Origin of the sequence: Cupriavidus basilensis (assembly GCF_029335485.1) — a bacterium.
Taxonomy (GTDB): domain Bacteria; phylum Pseudomonadota; class Gammaproteobacteria; order Burkholderiales; family Burkholderiaceae; genus Cupriavidus; species Cupriavidus basilensis_E.
The window spans coordinates 23,887-40,540 of the sequence record NZ_JARJLM010000437.1 but is presented as its reverse complement, the minus strand read 5'-3'; the positions used below and the strand labels follow the sequence as shown (position 1 = coordinate 40,540).

Here is a 16,654-nt window from a genome sequence, read left to right as displayed (position 1 = left end):
CAGGTGGCCTCCAGGCTGGGCTGGCGGCATTTCAGGCAAGGCCTCGGCCACACGGATCCCGCCTGTCGCCCCCCGATCCCCGCCATTCGTCCTCACTTCCAGCGTTTCACGACTCGCAACGCACCATTCGTCGCAGTGGTATTTCTCCTTGCAAGCCCAGGCACTAATCTTCAGTCCGTGCCTGCAGCGCAACATAGATTTGCCGGGGCAGCTTGTACCGCAGTTCAAAAGAAAAAAGACGAATAATCAGTTGAAGGAGTCCCAAATGAACGCCAAACGCATCATTGGCAGCGCGGTAGCTATGCTGATCGTCGCCTCATCGGCCGCAGCCCTGGCCGCCCCCGCCAACAGCAAGGTCGGCAAGTTCGACGTCTATGCCGACGCGCTGCGCGCCGGCAAGTTCGACCCGTACACCGATGGTGCCAAGCAAGGCAAGTTCGACACGTTCACCGACGGCGCCAAGCAAGGCAAGTTCGATACGTTCACCGATGGCGCCAAGCAAGGCAAGTTCGATACGTTCACCGACGGCGCGCGCGCTTTCCGTGGCGAAATCGCTGCCAGCTCGCTGGACAACTCGCGCTCGGGCGACGGTTCGCTGTACGGCTACAGGGTCTGATCCAGACCTGATGTTACCCGGCGGCCACTCGGGTGTTCGCCGCGTATCACTGTTTCTACCGCTTTATCTCCCACCTGCCCGGCTGACCTCCTCCTCCTTCTCTCTCCCGCCGGGCGGGTGATTTTTCCCCGCTTCTCCCCCGCCTTTCCGTTTTTCCCCCGGCAGTCCCGTTACGCCACGCCCTGTCCGTGCACCGGTCGTCATGCCCGCTCGCGCCGGCTACGCCTGCGCCCGATCAAGGCATAGAGCAAGGGGATGGCCAATGCGCCGATCACGGTGGCGCCGAGCATGCCGCCCAGCACGCCGGTGCCGACCGCGCGCTGCGCCGCCGCGCCGGGGCCGGTGCTGATCGCCAGCGGCACCACGCCAAGGATGAAGGCCAGCGAGGTCATGACCACCGGGCGCAGGCGCTGGCGCGCGGCCTGGCCGGCGGCTTCGGCCAGGTCCATGCCGCCGCGGCGCAGTTGCTCCGCGTACTCGACCACCAGGATCGCGTTCTTGGCCGCCAGTCCCATGATCACCACCACGCCCACCTTGAAGTAGACGTCGTTGGGCATGCCGCGCAGCCAGATGGCCGCCAGCGCCCCGAGCAGGCCCGCCGGCACCACCAGCAACACGGCCAGCGGCAAGGTCCAGTTCTCGTAGAGCGCCACCAGGCACAGGAAGATGAACAGCATCGACAGCGCGAACAGCCACGGCGCCTGCGTGCCGCTTTGCAGCTGTTCGAAGGCGCGCCCGGTCCAGCGCGTGTCATAGGCAGTGCCCAGTTCGCCCACCATGGCAGAGAGCCGCGCCATCGCGGTGCCGGTGCTGTGGCCCGGCGCCACATCGGCGTTGATGCGAACCGAACTGAGGCCGTTGAAGCGCTCCAGCGTGGCCTCGCCCCGGCCCCAGACCAGCTCTGCGAAAGCGCCCAGCGAGACCATGCCGCCCTGCTCGTTGCGCACATGCACGCGCGCCAGCTGTGCGGGCGCCATCCGGTAAGGCGCATCGGCTTGCAGGATCACGCGGCGGATACGGCCTTCACGCGCCACTTCGTCGACATAGCGCGATCCCAGCGTGGTCGACAGTGCATGGTGGATGGCTTCGGGCGCCACGCCAAAGCTGCGGGCGCGCTCATAGTCGATGCGCAGGTCGAGCGCCGGTGCCGGCTGCGCGGTGGTGGCGCGCACCTCGCCCAGCGAAGGTTCATGCGCGGCGGCCTCCAGCAGGCGGTCGCGCGCGGCAAACAGGGCATCGCGTCCGGTGCCCGGTTGGGCCACCAGCCGCATGTCGAGCCCGCTGGTGCTGCCGAGTTCCGGCAGCGCGGTACCGTTATAGGCGTACAGCTGTGCCCGGCCGCGGCCAGGCCAGTCCTCCAGCCCGGCCGACAGCCTGGCCAGCACGGCATCGGCGCGGTCCTTGCGCCCACGTTCTTCCCAGTCCTTGAGCGTGAGGTACAGGCTGGCGCGTTGCTCGCCGCTGCCCGAGTTGCTCCAGCCCAGCACGGCGAACACCGAGCGCAGCGGGTAGCCGCCCGCCTGCAGCCATTGCTCCAGGTCCGCCACCATCGCGCGCGTTTCCGCCTGGGTGGCGCCGGCCGGCAGCTCCACGTCGATCACCAGCTCGCCGGTGTCTTCCTCCGGCAGGAAGCCGGCCGGGATCTGCCACAGCATCACGCCGCCGGCGACGGCCAGCGCCAGGTAGATGCCGAGCCAGCGCAGGCGACGGCGCTGCATCGCCTGCACCCAGCCGGCGTAGCGCCCGGTAAAGGCAGTGAAGCGCCGCTCGAACCAGGCCAGCGGGCCGCGTTCGGGCGGCGGCATATGACGCAGCAGGCTGGCGCACATGGCCGGTGCCAGCGACAGCGCGAAGAACAGCGAGAAGGCAATCGAGATCGCCAGCGTCACGGCAAAGTGCCGGTAGATCACGCCCACCGCGCTGCCCATGAAGGCCATCGGCACGAACACCGCGCACAGCACCAGCGTCACCGCCAGCAGGGCACCCGAGACTTCGCGCATCGAACGCTGCGCCGCCTCCAGCGCGCCCACGCCGTCCTCGCGCATGATCCGCTCCACGTTTTCCACGACAACGATGGCATCGTCGACCAGGATGCCGATCGCCAGCACCACGCCGAACAGCGTGATCACATTGAGCGACAGCCCCAGCGCGTACAGGCAGGCCACCGTGCCGAGCAGCGAGACCGGCACCACGATCACCGGGATCAGCGTGGCCCGCAGGTTGCCCAGGAACAGGTACAGGATCAGGAACACCAGCACCGTGGCTTCGGCCAGCGTGGTCAGCACGCGCCAGATCGAGCGCTGCACGAACTGCGCGTTGTCGGTGGAGATCTCGTAGCGCACGCCGGCGGGGAAGCTGCGCGCGGCCTCGTCGAGCGCGGCGCGGACCGTGCGCGAGGTGGCCAGCACATTGGCGCCGTCGGCCAGCTTGAGGCCGATCGAAGCGGCCTCGCGCCCGCCCAGCCGCGAGGCATAGCGGTAATCGCTGGCGCCCAGTTCCACCCGCGCCACGTCGCGCAGCAAGACCACCGAGGCGTCCTTGCCCGCGCGTACCACGATGCGCCCAAAGGCGTCGGGGTCGGACAGCGGCCGCGGCGGGCGCACCAGCGCCTGGAAGGGCTGGCCCGGCACCGCGGGCGCGCCGCCGAGCTGGCCCGGCGTGACGTCGCCGTTGCGCGCCTTGATGGCCTGCTCGACATCCTCGGGCGTCAAGCCGTGGGCATGGAGCTTGTCGGGGTCGAACCAGATGCGCAGCGCGTATTCGGAGCCGTAGGGCTCGGCCTTGCCGATGCCCGGCAGCCGCCGCAGCATCGGCAGCACCGAGCCGGCGGCGAAATCGCCCAGCGCGGTTTCATCCATCTGGCCGGTGTCCGAGACCAGCGAGACGTACATGAAGGGGCTGCTGCTGGCCTGGTCGACGTAGATGCCGCCGCGGCGCACCGTCTCCGGCAGCAACGGCTCGGCTTGCATGACGCGGTTGCGCACGTTGACCTGGGCCAGCTGCGCATCCGTGCCCTGGCGGAAGCCCAGCGTGATGGTGGCGCTGCCGCCCTCGCTGCTGGCATCGAGGTAGAGCAGGCCGGGGATGCCGTGCATCTGCTGCTCCAGCACCGCGGTGACGGCATCCTCCACGGTGCGTGCGGAGGCGCCGGGATAGTCCGTGTAGACGATCACGGTGGGTGGTGCCACCGCCGGATACTGGGCGATGGGAATGCGGGTGAGCGCGATCAGGCCCGCCACCATGGTGAGGATGGCAATCACCCACGCAAAGGCGGGACGGCGAAGGAAGAAGGACGCCATGGCAAGTTGGTTTTCTGGCGCCGGCGCGGCAGCGGGCCGCGGCTCCGGTGCAATGGAACGTGGGACGGCGCGCTAGCTGGACAGAAAGCGCCGTCAGGCGGAACAGCAGAAGCAACAGGAGGGGGAAAGGGGGCTGTGGGGTCCGGCGACCCTAACGCGCCGGCGGCGCGAAGCCGCGCAGCAGCGCCGCCAGCAGCACCCGCTGGCGATGCGCCAAGGGCTGCCATTGCTCGCGCGGCAGGTGCTCGAACGTGATGTCGAGCGCGGCCAGCCCGTGCACGGCGGTCCACAGCGCATCGGTGACGTCGCCAGGCTCGTGGCTGGCGTCGATCAGCGCGGCGGCCTGCCAGTCGGCCACGCAGGCCTGCAGCACGGCGCCCACCGGGTCTTGCGGGAAGCGCTCGCGCCAGCGCTGGTCGATCGCGCGTTCGGCATCGGCCGGCAGGCCCATCATCATCATCAGGTGGTAGCTGTGACGGTTCGCCAGGGCCCAGGCCACATAGGCATCGAGCACGGCGGGCAGCGCCTGCGCCGGCGCGCCGGCGCTATCCCGGGCCTCGGCCAGCGCTGCCGCCAGCCGTACCCAGTCCTGCGCGCACAGCTCGAACAGCAGTGCGGTCTTGTCCTCGAAATGCCGGTAGATGGCGGCCGCGCTATATCCGCACAGCTCGCCGACGCGCCGTAGCGTGACACCGCTGAAACCGGCTTCGGCAAACAGCGCGCGGGCTGCGTCGAAGAAGGCCTGGCGCACGCTCTCGCGGCGCAACGCGGCCCCGCCGGCACGCCCCACGGCGCGCCGGGCCGCACCCGCGTGCGCGGCGGCGCTGGCGATGGCGGGTGCGACTGGCAGCGCGGGCTGCAGGATTCGGGTGGCGGGCATGTGCGCGATTATAAACACCGATCATTTTGTGAACAATGTTTACGTGATGATTCGTGCACGCGCGCATACCATCCCGACGAGGGGTGGCAGGCCGCGGGCGGCCGTCGGGCCGCCCGGGACGCATGGGGAGCGCGCAAAGGCGGAAGCGAGGCCTGTGGCCTCAGGCGCTCACAGCTGCCGGGCCGCGAAGGTGTCGCACTTGCGGATATCGCCGCTGGTCAGGCCCTGGCGCAGCCAGCGCACGCGCTGCTCGCTGGTGCCGTGGGTAAAGGCTTCCGGCACCACATAGCCCTGGGCCTGCTTCTGCAGGCGGTCGTCACCGATGGCGGCGGCGGCCTTGAGGCCTTGCTCGATATCGCCGGGCTCCAGCAGTTGCTGGTTGGCGCGCTCGGCGGTGGCGGCCCACACGCCGGCCAGGCAATCGGCTTGCAGTTCCACGCGCACCGAGAGCTGGTTGGCCTGGGCCTCGCCCATGCGGCGGCGCGCGGCGTCGACCTTGCCCGAGACGCCGAGCAGGTTCTGCACGTGATGGCCGACTTCGTGGGCAATCACATAGGCCTGGGCAAAGTCGCCGCCGGCGCCGAAGCGCTTGCGCAGTTCGTCGTAGAAGGCCAGGTCGATATAGACCTTCTGGTCGCCCGGGCAGTAGAAGGGCCCCATGGCCGACTCGCCGGTGCCACAGGCGGTGGGCGTGGAGCCGGTGAAGAGCACCAGCCTGGGCGGCGCGTACTGGCGGTTGAGATCGGTCTCGAAGATGTGCGACCAGGTACGCTCGGTATTGCCCAGCACCTTGCGCACGAATACCGTCATCTGGTCGTTGGCCGGCGGATGGCTCGGCACATGCTGCTGCTGCGGCGCGTGTTGCTGCGAACCCTGCAGCACCGAAGCGCCCTGCATGATCACCGAGGGATCGATGCCGAAGAAATACGACGCCGCCAGCGCCACCAGGATGGTGCCGATGCCGAGCGTCTTGGGTCCCGCGCCAAAGCCCCCGAAACCGCCGGAACCGTCTCCCCGGCGATCTTCTACATTCTGGCTTTCGGCTTCGTCATCGAGACGCATGGTGGCTCCGCATTGCTGATTGATGGCCGCCGCCAGAGGGTGGCGACGGCGTGCCGATCAGTATAGCAATGGCGGTGCCACCAGCGGATGCGCCCCTTGTATCAGGCGGTAACCGCCGGCACCGCGCTGGCGGCGCCAGCCGCAAGCGCCTTGCCCGGCTCCGCGCCGCCGATTTCGGCCACGCGCAGCAGGTTGGTGGTGCCACCCTGGCCGAACGGCATCCCCGCCGCAATGGTGATCTGGTCGCCCGGCGCGGCATAGCCCTCGGCCAGCGCGGCGCGGGTGGCCGCATTCACCATCTCGTCCACGCTCTGCACATCGGGGCTGACGGTGGAATGCACGCCCCAGGCAATCGCCAGGCGCCGCGCGATCTCCAGGTTCGGCGTGATGCTGACGATGGGCGCATGCGGCCGCTCGCGCGCAGCGCGCAGCGCAGTGGAGCCCGACGAGGTGTAGGTCACGGTGGCGGCCGCGCCGATGATCTGCGTGACCTCGCGCAGCGCGGCGCAGATCGCGTCCTGGCGGGTGGACAGCGGCGTTTCGTGCTGCGCGTCCAGCAGGTTGCGGTAGAGCGGATCGCGCTCTACCTCGGCGATGATGCGGTCCATGATCGCCACCGCCGGCACCGGATGGCGGCCGTTGGCCGATTCGGCCGACAGCATCACCGCATCGGCGCCGTCGTAGATGGCGCTGGCCACGTCGGATGCCTCGGCACGCGTGGGCACCGGCGAATCGATCATCGACTCCAGCATCTGCGTGGCGATGACGATGGGTTTGCCATGCTGGCGGCAGATGCGCAGGATGCGCTTCTGCACACCCGGCACGCGCTCCGGCGGCAACTCCACGCCAAGGTCGCCGCGCGCCACCATCACCGCGTCGGACACGCGCACGATCTCCTCCAGCTGCTGCAGCGCGGCGGGCTTCTCGATCTTGGACAGCACGCCGGCACGGGTGCCGATGATCTCGCGCGCCTCCACGATATCGGCCGGGCGCTGCACGAAGGACAGCGCGATCCAGTCGGCGCCGAGCGCCAGCGCGAAGTCGAGGTCCTTGCGATCCTTCTCGGTCAGCGCCGGGATGGGGATCACCGCATCGGGCACGTTGACGCCCTTGCGATCGGACAGCGTGCCGTGGTTCACCACGCGCGTGGCGATGCTGCCGCTGGCCACCGCCTCGATCTTCAGCTGCACCTTGCCGTCGTCGATCAGCAGCGACTGCCCCGGGGCCGCCACACGGAACAGCTCCGGATGCGGCAGGTGGACGCGGCTGGCGTCGCCCGGGCTGGGATCGCTGTCGAGCACGAAGGCATCGCCGGCCTTGACCGCGACCTTGCCCGCGGCAAAGGTGCCGATGCGCAGCTTGGGGCCTTGCAGGTCGGCCAGCACGGCGATGGGGCGGCCGGTTTCGGCCTCGACCTGGCGTACCGCGTCGTAGCGGCGCTTGTGGTCCTCGTGCGAGCCGTGGCTGAAGTTGAGGCGGAACACGTCCGCCCCCGCTTCGAACAACTGGCGGATCACCGCGATGTCGGTGCTGGCCGGTCCGAGCGTGGCAACGATCTTGGCTTTGCGCTGGCGTCTCATTTTGTCTCCTCTTCCAATCTCGGGCGGCGCGCCGCAACGGACGCGCCTGTGTTCAATCATTGGCCTTGCGCGATTCGCATCGCTTACGCAATCAGGATCGCGCGGAAATCATTGACATTGGTACGGGTCGGGCCGGTGACGATCAGGTCGTCCAGTCCGGCAAAGAAGCCGTAGCCGTCGTTGTTGCCCAGGTGCGCGCGGGCGGACAATCCGCGTGCCGCGGCACGGCTCAGCGTATCGGGCGCCAGCAGGGCGCCGGCGTTGTCCTCCGAGCCGTCGATGCCGTCGGTGTCGCAGGCGAGCGCATGCACGCCGGGCAGGCCGTCGAGCGCCACGGCCAGCGCGAGCAGGAATTCCGCGTTGCGGCCGCCGCGGCCGCTGCCGCGTACGGTCACCGTGGTCTCGCCGCCGGACAGGAGCACGCAAGGCTTCCTGAACGGCTGGCCGAGCCGCGCGATCTGCCGGGCGATGGCGGCATGCACGAGCGCCACATCGCGCGACTCGCCCTCGATGCTGTCGGACAGGATGTGGGCTTCAAAGCCCAGTTCGCGCGCACGTGCCGCCGCGGCCTCCAGCGATTGCTGGGCGGTGGCAAGCGTGACGCTGCGATGGCCATCGAAACGCGCATCACCGGGCTTGGGCGTTTCGCCCGCGCCGCTCGCCAGGTGCGCGTGCACATTGGCTGGCACCTCGATGCCGTACTTGGCGATCACCGCCAGGGCGTCGGCGCAGGTAGTGGCGTCCGGCAAGGTCGGGCCGCTGGCGATCAGCGTCGGGTCGTCGCCGGGAATATCGGAAATCAGCAGGGTCTCCACGCGCGCCGGCGCGCAGTGCAGGGCGAGCCGTCCGCCCTTGAGCGCCGACAGGTGCTTGCGCACGCAGTTCATCTCGCCGATGTTGGCGCCGCTGCGCAGCAGCGCCTTGTTGACCGCCTGCTTGTCGGCCAGCGAGATGCCCGGCGCGGGTGCGGCCAGCAGCGCGGAGCCGCCGCCCGAAATCAGGCACAGCACCAGGTCGTCGGCGCTCAGGCCCTGGACCAGTTCCACCATGCGCTCGGCGGCGCGCTGCCCGGCCTCGTCGGGTACGGGATGCGCGGCCTCCACCACCTCGATGCGGCGGCACGGCGCGCCATGGCCGTAGCGCGTCACCACCAGCCCGGAGATGTCGCCTTGCCAGTGCGCCTCGACCGCCTGCGCCATGGCGGCGGCGGCCTTGCCGGCGCCGATCACCACGGTGCGGCCCTTGGGCGGCGGCGGCAGTTGCGGCGGCAGGCAATGGCTGGCGCTGACAGCGGCCACGGCGGTGTCGAACAGGTCGCGCAGCAGGGCGCGCGGATCGGAAAGCCCGGCAGGGCGCTGGGGCACCAGCGGGGCGGCGTTGGAATCGGTGGCGAGCATGACGGGATCCTGAAAACTGCTTCCCCGGCCGCTTGCGGCCGGGGAGTGTTGCCGGCCTCCGGGAGGCCGCGTTGCTTACTTGGCGCTCTTGGCGATCTCGTGGTTCGACATGATCTCGATGGCGCGGCACAGCGCCGAGTGATCCTGCTTGCCGAGGCCGTTGGCGGCGCAAGTGTTGAACAGCTCCTGCGCGGTGGCGGTATTAGGCAGCGCCACGCCCAGCGCCTTGGCGCCCTGCAGTGCCAGGTTCAGGTCCTTCTGGTGCAGCTCGATGCGGAAGCCCGGGTCGAAGGTGCGCTTGACCATGCGCTCGCCGTGCACTTCCAGGATGCGCGAAGCCGCGAAGCCGCCCATCAGCGCCTGGCGCACGCGCGCCGGATCGGCGCCCGCCTTCGAGGCGAACAGCAGCGCCTCGGACACGGCCTGGATGTTCAGCGCCACGATGATCTGGTTGGCCACCTTGGTGGTCTGGCCGTCGCCATTGCCGCCGACCAGCGTCACGTTCTTGCCCATCAGCTCGAACAGCGGCTTGACCTCGTCGAAGGACTCCTGCGGACCGCCCACCATGATGGTCAGCGACGCGGCCCTGGCGCCCACTTCGCCGCCCGAGACCGGCGCGTCCAGGTAGGCTGCGCCGAGCTTGTTGATGCGCGCGGCGAAGTCCTTGGTGGCGATCGGCGAGATCGAGCTCATGTCGACCACGATCTTGCCGTGCGCGGCTTCCTTGCCGGCGCCCTTGAGCGCGGCGGCCACGCCCTTCTCGGCGAACAGCACGGCTTCCACGTGCGGCGTGTCCGGCACCATGATCACGATGATGTCGGCGCGCTTGGCGACTTCCTCCGCGCTGGTGCAGACCGTGACGCCGGCATCGACCAGCGCCTGCGGCGCCGGATTGACGTCATGCACGAACAGCGTGTGGCCGGCCGCGCGCAGGTGGCCCGCCATCGGTGCGCCCATGATGCCCAGGCCGATAAAGCCGACGTTGCGTTGGTTTGCCATGTGATGTCTCCTTGATGAGATGATGAGTATTGGTTTGTTGATGCGTCGGTGCGACGCGCGCGTGGCTTACTGCACGCCGTGCGCCGCGCGCCAGCCGAGGCCTTCGACCGTGGTCGTGCGCGGCTTGTACTCGCAGCCGACCCAGCCGTCGTAGCCGATCTGGTCGAGCCACTGGAACAGGAAGCGGTAGTTCAGCTCGCCGGTGCCCGGCTCGTTGCGGCCCGGGTTGTCGGCCAGCTGCACGTGCTTGATCTTCGGCAGGTGCGCCTTGAGCGTGGCGGCGATTTCGCCTTCCATGCGCTGCATGTGATAGATGTCGTACTGCACGTAGAGGTTGGGTGCGTTGACCTGCGTGATCAGGTCCAGCGCCTGCTGCGTGCGCGACAGGAAGAAGCCGGGAATATCGAAGGTGTTGATCGGCTCGACCAGCAGGTCGATCTGCTCGGCGGCCAGCGCCTGCGACGCGAAGCGCAGGTTTTCCACCAGCGTTTCCTGCGCCTGTTCACGCCTGGCGTTCTGCGGCTGGATGCCGACCAGGCAGTTGAGCTGGCGCACGCCCAGCACCTTGGCGTACTTGATCGCCTCGCCCACGCCGTCCTGGAACTCGCTCACGCGGTCCGGGTGGCAGGCGATGCCGCGCTCGCCCGCTTCCCACTTGCCGGCCGGCAGGTTGTGCAGCACCAGGTCGAGCTGGAAGCGGTTGAGCCGGTCGGCGATCTGGTCGGCGTGGAAGGCATAGGGAAAGAGGAACTCCACGCCGCGGAAGCCCGCGCGGGCGGCGGCTTCGAAGCGGTCCAGGAAGGCCACTTCGTTGAACAGCATGGTCAGGTTGGCGGCAAGTTTTGGCATAGAAGTCTCCGGACGACTTGTCTTGTGATTCCGCTCGCGCGGATGCGGTGATTGGGGGCGCGTTACCGAGTCGGCGATGCGGGAAGCGCGCGGGCTGGTAGCCCACGCTTGTCAGCCCGCATCGCCTGATTGCTTACGCCGTTTCCACTTCTTCCTTGAGGATGGCTTCCTCGATGTCCTCGATCGGCTCGAACTCGTTGATGTTGTCGATCTCGGTGCCCATCGCGATATTGGTCACGCGTTCCAGGATCACCTCGACCACCACCGGCACCGAGAACTCGGCCATCAGGTCGCGCGCTTCGGCAAAGGCGGGTGCGATGTCTTCCGGCTTGAACACGCGGATCGCCTTGCAGCCCAGGCCTTCCACCACCTTCACGTGGTCCACGCCGTAGCCGTTGAGCTCGGGCGAGTTGACGTTGTCGAAGGCCAGCTGCACGCAGTAGTCCATCTCGAAGTTGCGCTGCGCCTGGCGGATTAGCCCGAGGTAGGAGTTGTTCACCACCAGGTGGATGTAAGGCACCTTGAACTGCGCGGCCACAGCCAGTTCCTCGATCATGAACTGGAAGTCGTAGTCGCCCGAGATGGCCACCACGTCCGATTCCGGCGAGGCCACCTTCACGCCGATCGCGGCGGGAATGGTCCAGCCCAGCGGGCCGGCCTGGCCGCAGTTGATCCAGTGGCGCGGCTGGTTGACCGACAGGAACTGCGCGGCGGCGATCTGCGACAAGCCGATGGTCGACACGTAGCGCACATCGCGCGGGAAGTACTGGTTCATCTCGCGGTACACGCGTTGCGGCTTGACCGGCACGTTGTCGAAATCGCTCTTGCGCTGCATGGTGCGGCGGCGCTTCTGCACGTCCGCCACCCAGCTCTTGCGGCACGGCAGGCGGCCGGCCATCTTCATCTCGCGCGCCACTTCCACGAACTGCTCCAGCGCGAGCCTGGCGTCGGACACGATACCCAGGTCCGGGCCGAACACGCGGCCGATCTGGGTGGGCTCGATGTCCACGTGCACGAACTTGCGGCCCTTGGTGTAGACGTCGACGCTGCCGGTGTGGCGGTTGGCCCAGCGGTTGCCGATGCCGAGCACGAAGTCCGAAGCCAGCATCGTGGCATTGCCATAGCGGTGCGAGGTCTGCAGGCCCACCATGCCGGCCTGCAGCGGGTGGTCGTCGGCCAGCACGCCCCAGCCCATCAGCGTGGGCACAACAGGCACGTTGACCAGCTCGGCGAATTCCACCAGCAGGTCGGCCGCATCGGCGTTGATGACGCCGCCACCGCACACGATCAGCGGGCGCTCGGCAGCGTTGAGCATGGCGATGGCCTTCTCGATCTGCGGACGCGACGCGGACGGCTTGTAAGGCTGCAACGGCTGGTAGGTCTCCGGATCGAATTCGATCTCGGCCACTTGCACGTCGAACGGCAGGTCGATCAGCACAGGACCCGGGCGGCCCGAGCGCATCAGGTGGAAAGCCTGCTGGAACACCTGAGGCACCAGCGCCGGCTCGCGCACGGTCACGGCCCACTTGGTCACCGGCTTGGCGATCGATTCGATGTCGACGGCCTGGAAGTCTTCCTTGTACAGACGGGCACGCGGCGCCTGGCCGGTGATGCAGAGAATGGGGATGGAGTCAGCCCAGGCCGAGTACAGGCCGGTGATCATGTCGGTGCCCGCCGGGCCCGAGGTGCCGATGCACACGCCGATATTGCCGGCTTCGGCGCGGGTGTAGCCCTCGGCCATATGCGAGGCGCCTTCCACGTGGCGGGCCAGGAAATGGTCGATGGTGCCGGCGCGGCGCATGGCCGAGTAGAACGGGTTGATGGCGGCGCCGGGCACGCCGAACGCGGTGGTGATACCTTCTTTTTCCAGTACGGCGATGGCCGCGTCGACTGCTCTCATCTTCGGCATGTCTGTCTCCAATCGTTATGCGACGTTTCGTGAAAGGCGATGAATGGCTAATTGCTGCGAATCACTGTTGGAGGCCATGCTATGCCCGCAAGCGGGTTGGGATAAAGGGAAGGGAGATCAGTTGATTCGATACCTGCGATATCGAATTGACCATGGCGAGCGGTATGGCCACTGCTGTCGCACTGCAGCATCGACCGACGTTGTGTGACGGCAACGATACGTGGGAATTTGCAGCAAATCGTAGGTTGCCGGTCGCGCGGCACCCCCTCCGGCGCGCCAAATGGCGACAATATGCAGTCGGCACGCCAATGCCTGGCTGCCGCAGGAACCACCCATTGCCGACCGAAACGCCATGCTGACCAGGCTCCCTCCCACCCGCGAACTGCTCGATGCGCTCAGGCGGAAGCCGCCCGCCGCACCCGATACCGCTGGTTCGGATCCGGCCGCCACCAAGCTGAAGCGGCTGCAGCGGGGCCTGCTGGGGCTGTTCTGGGCCTGTTCGCTGGCAGCGCTGCTGGTGACCGGCGCGGTGCTGTTCGCCAGGTACCAGTACCGGCATGCGCCGGCGCCATGGCTGCCGCGCCTGGTCTATAGCCTGCTGGCCGGCAGCGTGGCCGGGCTGGCGGCGCTGCTGCTGTCGCACCTGCCCGCGCTGGCGCGCAGGGTGCGCGACCCGCTGGCGCCGCTGGCCGAGCGCATCGACCGGCACGACGAAGCCGAGAGCGCGCTACTGCGCACGCTGACGCGGATACCGGCCCCGGCGCTGCGCGCCAGGGCCCGCCGCGTGGATCTGCATTTGCGGATGTGGGAGGGGATGGCGAAGATGCTCGCCCTGATGATCGCAGTCAGTCCGTTCGCGCTGATGCTGGTCGCCGGCCAGCTTGAACTGCCGCGCAAGGGCGCGAGCCTGGTGCCGCTGCTCTCGCTGTACGGCGTGAGCTTTGTAGCGGGCGGCGCCCTTGCGGTCTTCCTGCAACTGCAGGTCAGCCGGCCATTGCGCCGGCTTGCCTGTGTGCTGGCCGAAGCGGCCGAGATCAGCACGCAACTGGGGCGCGCGTCGATGCCGGCCGCCAGCGCGGCGCCGGCGGCTACGGCCGGGGCCGTGGCGAATGCTCGGGCCGTGCCCTCGCCGGCACCGGTGCCGCCGGAGGTCCGGCTGCACGCCGCGCCGCCGGCCGGAGCGACTGCGGCCGCAGAGGGCACTGAGAAGACGATAGCGGGCGATGCGGACCGAGGCCCGTTTCCGCCATCTCAGGCCACCAGGTAGGTCTGCGCCAGACGCACCCAGCAGGCCGCGCCCAGCGGCAGTACCTGATCGTTGAAGTCGTAGCCGGGGTTGTGCACCATGCAGCCGCCGAATTCGCCTTCGCCATTGCCCAGGATCAGGTAGCAGCCCGGCACCTCGTTGAGCATCCAGGCGAAGTCCTCGCTGCCGTTCAGGCCCTTGGGCGCCTGCGTCACCACCTTGTCGGCGCCGACCAGTTCGGTGCAGACCTGTTGCGCCAGCGTGGTCTCGGCTTGCGTGTTGACCATCGGCGGGGTCAGCTGGCGATAGTCGATGTGCGCCTCCACGCCGTGCGCCTGCGCGCTCAGGCTGACGATCTCGCGGATGCGCTGCTCCACCAGTGCCCGCGTCTCCGGGCGCGCCGCGCGCACGTTCAGGCCCAGCGTGACCGACTCCGGAATCACGTTATGGGTGGCGCCGCCGCGGATAAAGCCCACCGACAGCACCGCGGTATCGTCCGGCGCCACGTTGCGCGCCACCACCGTCTGCAGCGCCGTCACGATGGCCGCCGACGCCGCGATCGGATCGCGCGCGCGGTGCGGCATGGCGCCGTGCCCGCCCACGCCCTTGATGGTCACGTCGGCCACGTCGGACGACAGGCTCACCGGGCCGGGCAGCACGCGGAAGGTGCCCGCCGGCACGCCCGGCATGTTGTGCAGGGCGAACACGGCATCGCAAGGGAAGCGCTCGAACAGGCCGTCCTCGATCATCGCGCGCGCGCCGCAGAGGTTTTCCTCGTCGGGCTGGAAGATCAGGTTGAGGGTGCCGTCGAAGTCGCGGCTATCCGCCAGCGCCTTGGCGGCGGCCAGCAGGATGGCGGTGTGGCCGTCGTGGCCGCACGCGTGCATCTTGCCCGGGATCCTGCTGGCATAGGGCAGGCCCGTTGCCTCGACCACGGGCAACGCATCCATGTCGGCGCGGATGCCCAGGCGGCGCCTGCCGTTGCCCAGCTTCAACTGCCCCACCACGCCGCTCTTGCCGATGCCGGTGTGCACCTCGAAGCCCCAGCTCTCCAGCAGGGTGGCCACCAGCTTGCTGGTGGCGCCAACCTCGAAGCCGAGCTCGGGCTGGGCGTGGATCTGGCGGCGGATGCCGATAAAGGTCTCGGCATCGATCTGGATCGCCGGCAGCAGGTGCGGCAGCAACTGGAAGGGCGTCAGGGTAGGTTCGCGGGTCATGTCTTTATCCTTTGCTGCAGGGTGGCCAGCGTGGGCCAGGTATTGGGGGAGGGGGCGCTCAATGCGCTTGGGCGTTTTCGCGGATCGTCAGCACCGCCAGGATGGTCACCGCGCCGCAGGCCATCATGTAGAAAGCGGGCGCCATCGGGTTGCCGGTCTTGGCCAGCATCCAGGTCACGATGAACTGGCAGGAGCCGCCGAACACCGTCACGCCCACCGCGTAGATCACCGACAGGCCGCTGGCACGCACGTTGGCCGGCAGGAGTTCCATCATCATCAGCAGCATCGGGGTGGAGCCCAGGTAGACGCTCGCGGTCAGCAGCGCCGACAGCGACAGCACCAGCGGCACGCTCGGGTAATGCGTCATCAGCCAGAACGCCGGATAGAGGCACACCAGCGTGAAGGCCATCGAGCCCAGCACCAGCGGCTTGCGGCGCGGCAGGCGGTCGGCCAGCGTGCCCGCCGCCAGCGACATCACCAGGCACACCACGCCCGTCACGCAGCCCGACAGCAACGACAGCGACGGCGGCAGATGCAGTTCGCGGATCATGTAGGTGGGCATGAAATACACCACCAGGTAGGTGGCGGTGGTGCCGCCGATGATGGTCAGGATGCCCTTGACGACGATGTCGCCATGCTCGCGGAACAGCGTGCCGAGCGGGCTCGGTGCGTGCGCCTCGGCCGTGTGGGTCTCGTCCAGGTGCGCGCGGATATACAGCCCCACCGGCGCGATCAGCAGGCCCAGCATGAAGGGCACGCGCCAGCCCCAGCTCTCCAGCGCGGCCTGCGGCAGCACGCCGTAGAGAATGGCGGCCGTCAGCGCGCCCAGCGTCGCCGCGATGCCCTGGCTGCCGAGTTGCCAGCTGACGCGAAAGCCGCGGCCCTTGATGCCGCCGGCCTCCATAAGCATGGCGGTGGAGGCGCCGATCTCGCCGCCCAGCGAGAAGCCCTGCAGCAGGCGCCCGGCCACGATCATCAGCGGGCCGAACAGCCCTGCGGCGGCGTAGGTCGGCGCAAAGGCGAGACAGAGCGTGCCGGCCACCATCAGGCCGATGGTCAGCGTCATCGCCGCCTTGCGGCCATGACGGTCCGCGTAGTTGCCGATCACGAAACCGCCCAGCGGCCGCATCACGAAGCCGATGCCGAAGGTGGCCACCGCCAGCAGCAGCGAGCCGTACGCGCTATGGGACGGAAAGAACAGCTTGCCGATCAGCAGGGCAAAAAAGCTGTAGACGGTGAAGTCGTACATTTCGAGCGCATTGCCGATCGAGCAGGCTGCGATCAGGCGGAACTGGCTCTGGCGTGCGGGGCTGGCGGAGCTTGCCTGGGCGGGCGCCAGCGAAGGCGCGCCAGGCAGGGTGGCATCGTTCATGTCGGATCTCCACGAACTGGTTTGGGGGTTGGGGGGCCGTGGAGGCCGGCGGCTGCCTGCGTCCAGCGTAAGGAATGTGGGAATCCCTGGCGATGAAGTATTCAGGCAAACACGGCAAGCCAAAAATCATATATTTTCATCCTGATAACCAAATAGAATCGCCGTCATAACCACGACCGTGCCGCCATCGGTACAAGTACGGAGAAGCCTTGTGGCAGGCGGCATGGC

12 protein-coding genes are annotated in these 16,654 nt (G+C 68.4%); 2 read left to right on the top strand and 10 right to left on the bottom strand.

Annotated features, from left to right (window positions below):
* The first annotated feature begins 265 nt into the window (after positions 1-265).
* Complete coding sequence (locus tag P3W85_RS26325) at positions 266-616, top strand: hypothetical protein (protein ID WP_276266912.1); 351 nt, start codon at positions 266-268, stop codon at positions 614-616.
* 200 nt (positions 617-816) lie between these two features.
* On the opposite strand, the gene P3W85_RS26320 is transcribed toward P3W85_RS26325, so the two are convergent.
* The 8 genes from P3W85_RS26320 to gcl all read right to left on the bottom strand — a co-directional run bounded on the left by P3W85_RS26320 (position 817) and on the right by gcl (position 12,591).
* Positions 817-3,915 (bottom strand): multidrug efflux RND transporter permease subunit, encoded by a 3,099-nt coding sequence (locus tag P3W85_RS26320; RefSeq protein WP_276266911.1) that lies wholly within the window; start codon positions 3,913-3,915, stop codon positions 817-819.
* A 151-nt stretch (positions 3,916-4,066) separates the two neighbouring features.
* On the bottom strand, positions 4,067-4,795 hold the full coding sequence (locus P3W85_RS26315) for a TetR/AcrR family transcriptional regulator (protein WP_276266910.1): 729 nt from the start codon (positions 4,793-4,795) through the stop codon (positions 4,067-4,069).
* Positions 4,796-4,963: 168 nt separating this feature from the next.
* Positions 4,964-5,857, bottom strand: coding sequence for a KPN_02809 family neutral zinc metallopeptidase (ypfJ, locus tag P3W85_RS26310; RefSeq protein WP_017223829.1), 894 nt, complete (start codon positions 5,855-5,857; stop codon positions 4,964-4,966).
* Between the two features lie 101 nt (positions 5,858-5,958).
* On the bottom strand, positions 5,959-7,437 hold the full coding sequence (gene pyk, locus P3W85_RS26305) for a pyruvate kinase (protein WP_276266909.1): 1,479 nt from the start codon (positions 7,435-7,437) through the stop codon (positions 5,959-5,961).
* An 83-nt stretch (positions 7,438-7,520) separates the two neighbouring features.
* Positions 7,521-8,834 carry a glycerate kinase type-2 family protein gene (locus P3W85_RS26300; protein WP_276266908.1) on the bottom strand — a complete coding sequence of 438 codons (1,314 nt, stop codon included), beginning with the start codon at positions 8,832-8,834 and terminating at the stop codon, positions 7,521-7,523.
* A gap of 75 nt (positions 8,835-8,909) precedes the next feature.
* Positions 8,910-9,833 carry a 2-hydroxy-3-oxopropionate reductase gene (gene glxR, locus P3W85_RS26295; RefSeq protein WP_017226332.1) on the bottom strand — a complete coding sequence of 308 codons (924 nt, stop codon included), beginning with the start codon at positions 9,831-9,833 and terminating at the stop codon, positions 8,910-8,912.
* Positions 9,834-9,899: 66 nt separating this feature from the next.
* Positions 9,900-10,682 (bottom strand): hydroxypyruvate isomerase, encoded by a 783-nt coding sequence (gene hyi / locus P3W85_RS26290; protein ID WP_017226331.1) that lies wholly within the window; start codon positions 10,680-10,682, stop codon positions 9,900-9,902.
* Positions 10,683-10,815: 133 nt separating this feature from the next.
* Positions 10,816-12,591 carry a glyoxylate carboligase gene (gene gcl, locus P3W85_RS26285; protein ID WP_276266907.1) on the bottom strand — a complete coding sequence of 592 codons (1,776 nt, stop codon included), beginning with the start codon at positions 12,589-12,591 and terminating at the stop codon, positions 10,816-10,818.
* A 352-nt stretch (positions 12,592-12,943) separates the two neighbouring features.
* Here gcl and P3W85_RS26280 point away from each other — a divergent pair, with 352 nt between their 5' ends.
* On the top strand, positions 12,944-13,858 hold the full coding sequence (locus P3W85_RS26280; protein WP_276266906.1) for a hypothetical protein: 915 nt from the start codon (positions 12,944-12,946) through the stop codon (positions 13,856-13,858).
* Here the strand turns inward: P3W85_RS26280 and P3W85_RS26275 are convergent.
* Positions 13,843-15,054: a M20 aminoacylase family protein gene (locus tag P3W85_RS26275; RefSeq protein ID WP_276266905.1), complete on the bottom strand. Its 1,212-nt coding sequence runs from the start codon at positions 15,052-15,054 to the stop codon at positions 13,843-13,845. The genes P3W85_RS26280 and P3W85_RS26275 overlap by 16 nt on opposite strands.
* 58 nt (positions 15,055-15,112) lie before the next feature.
* Positions 15,113-16,426, bottom strand: a complete 1,314-nt coding sequence (locus P3W85_RS26270; RefSeq protein WP_017230591.1) for an MFS transporter — start codon at positions 16,424-16,426, stop codon at positions 15,113-15,115.
* Between the last annotated feature and the right edge of the window lie 228 nt (positions 16,427-16,654).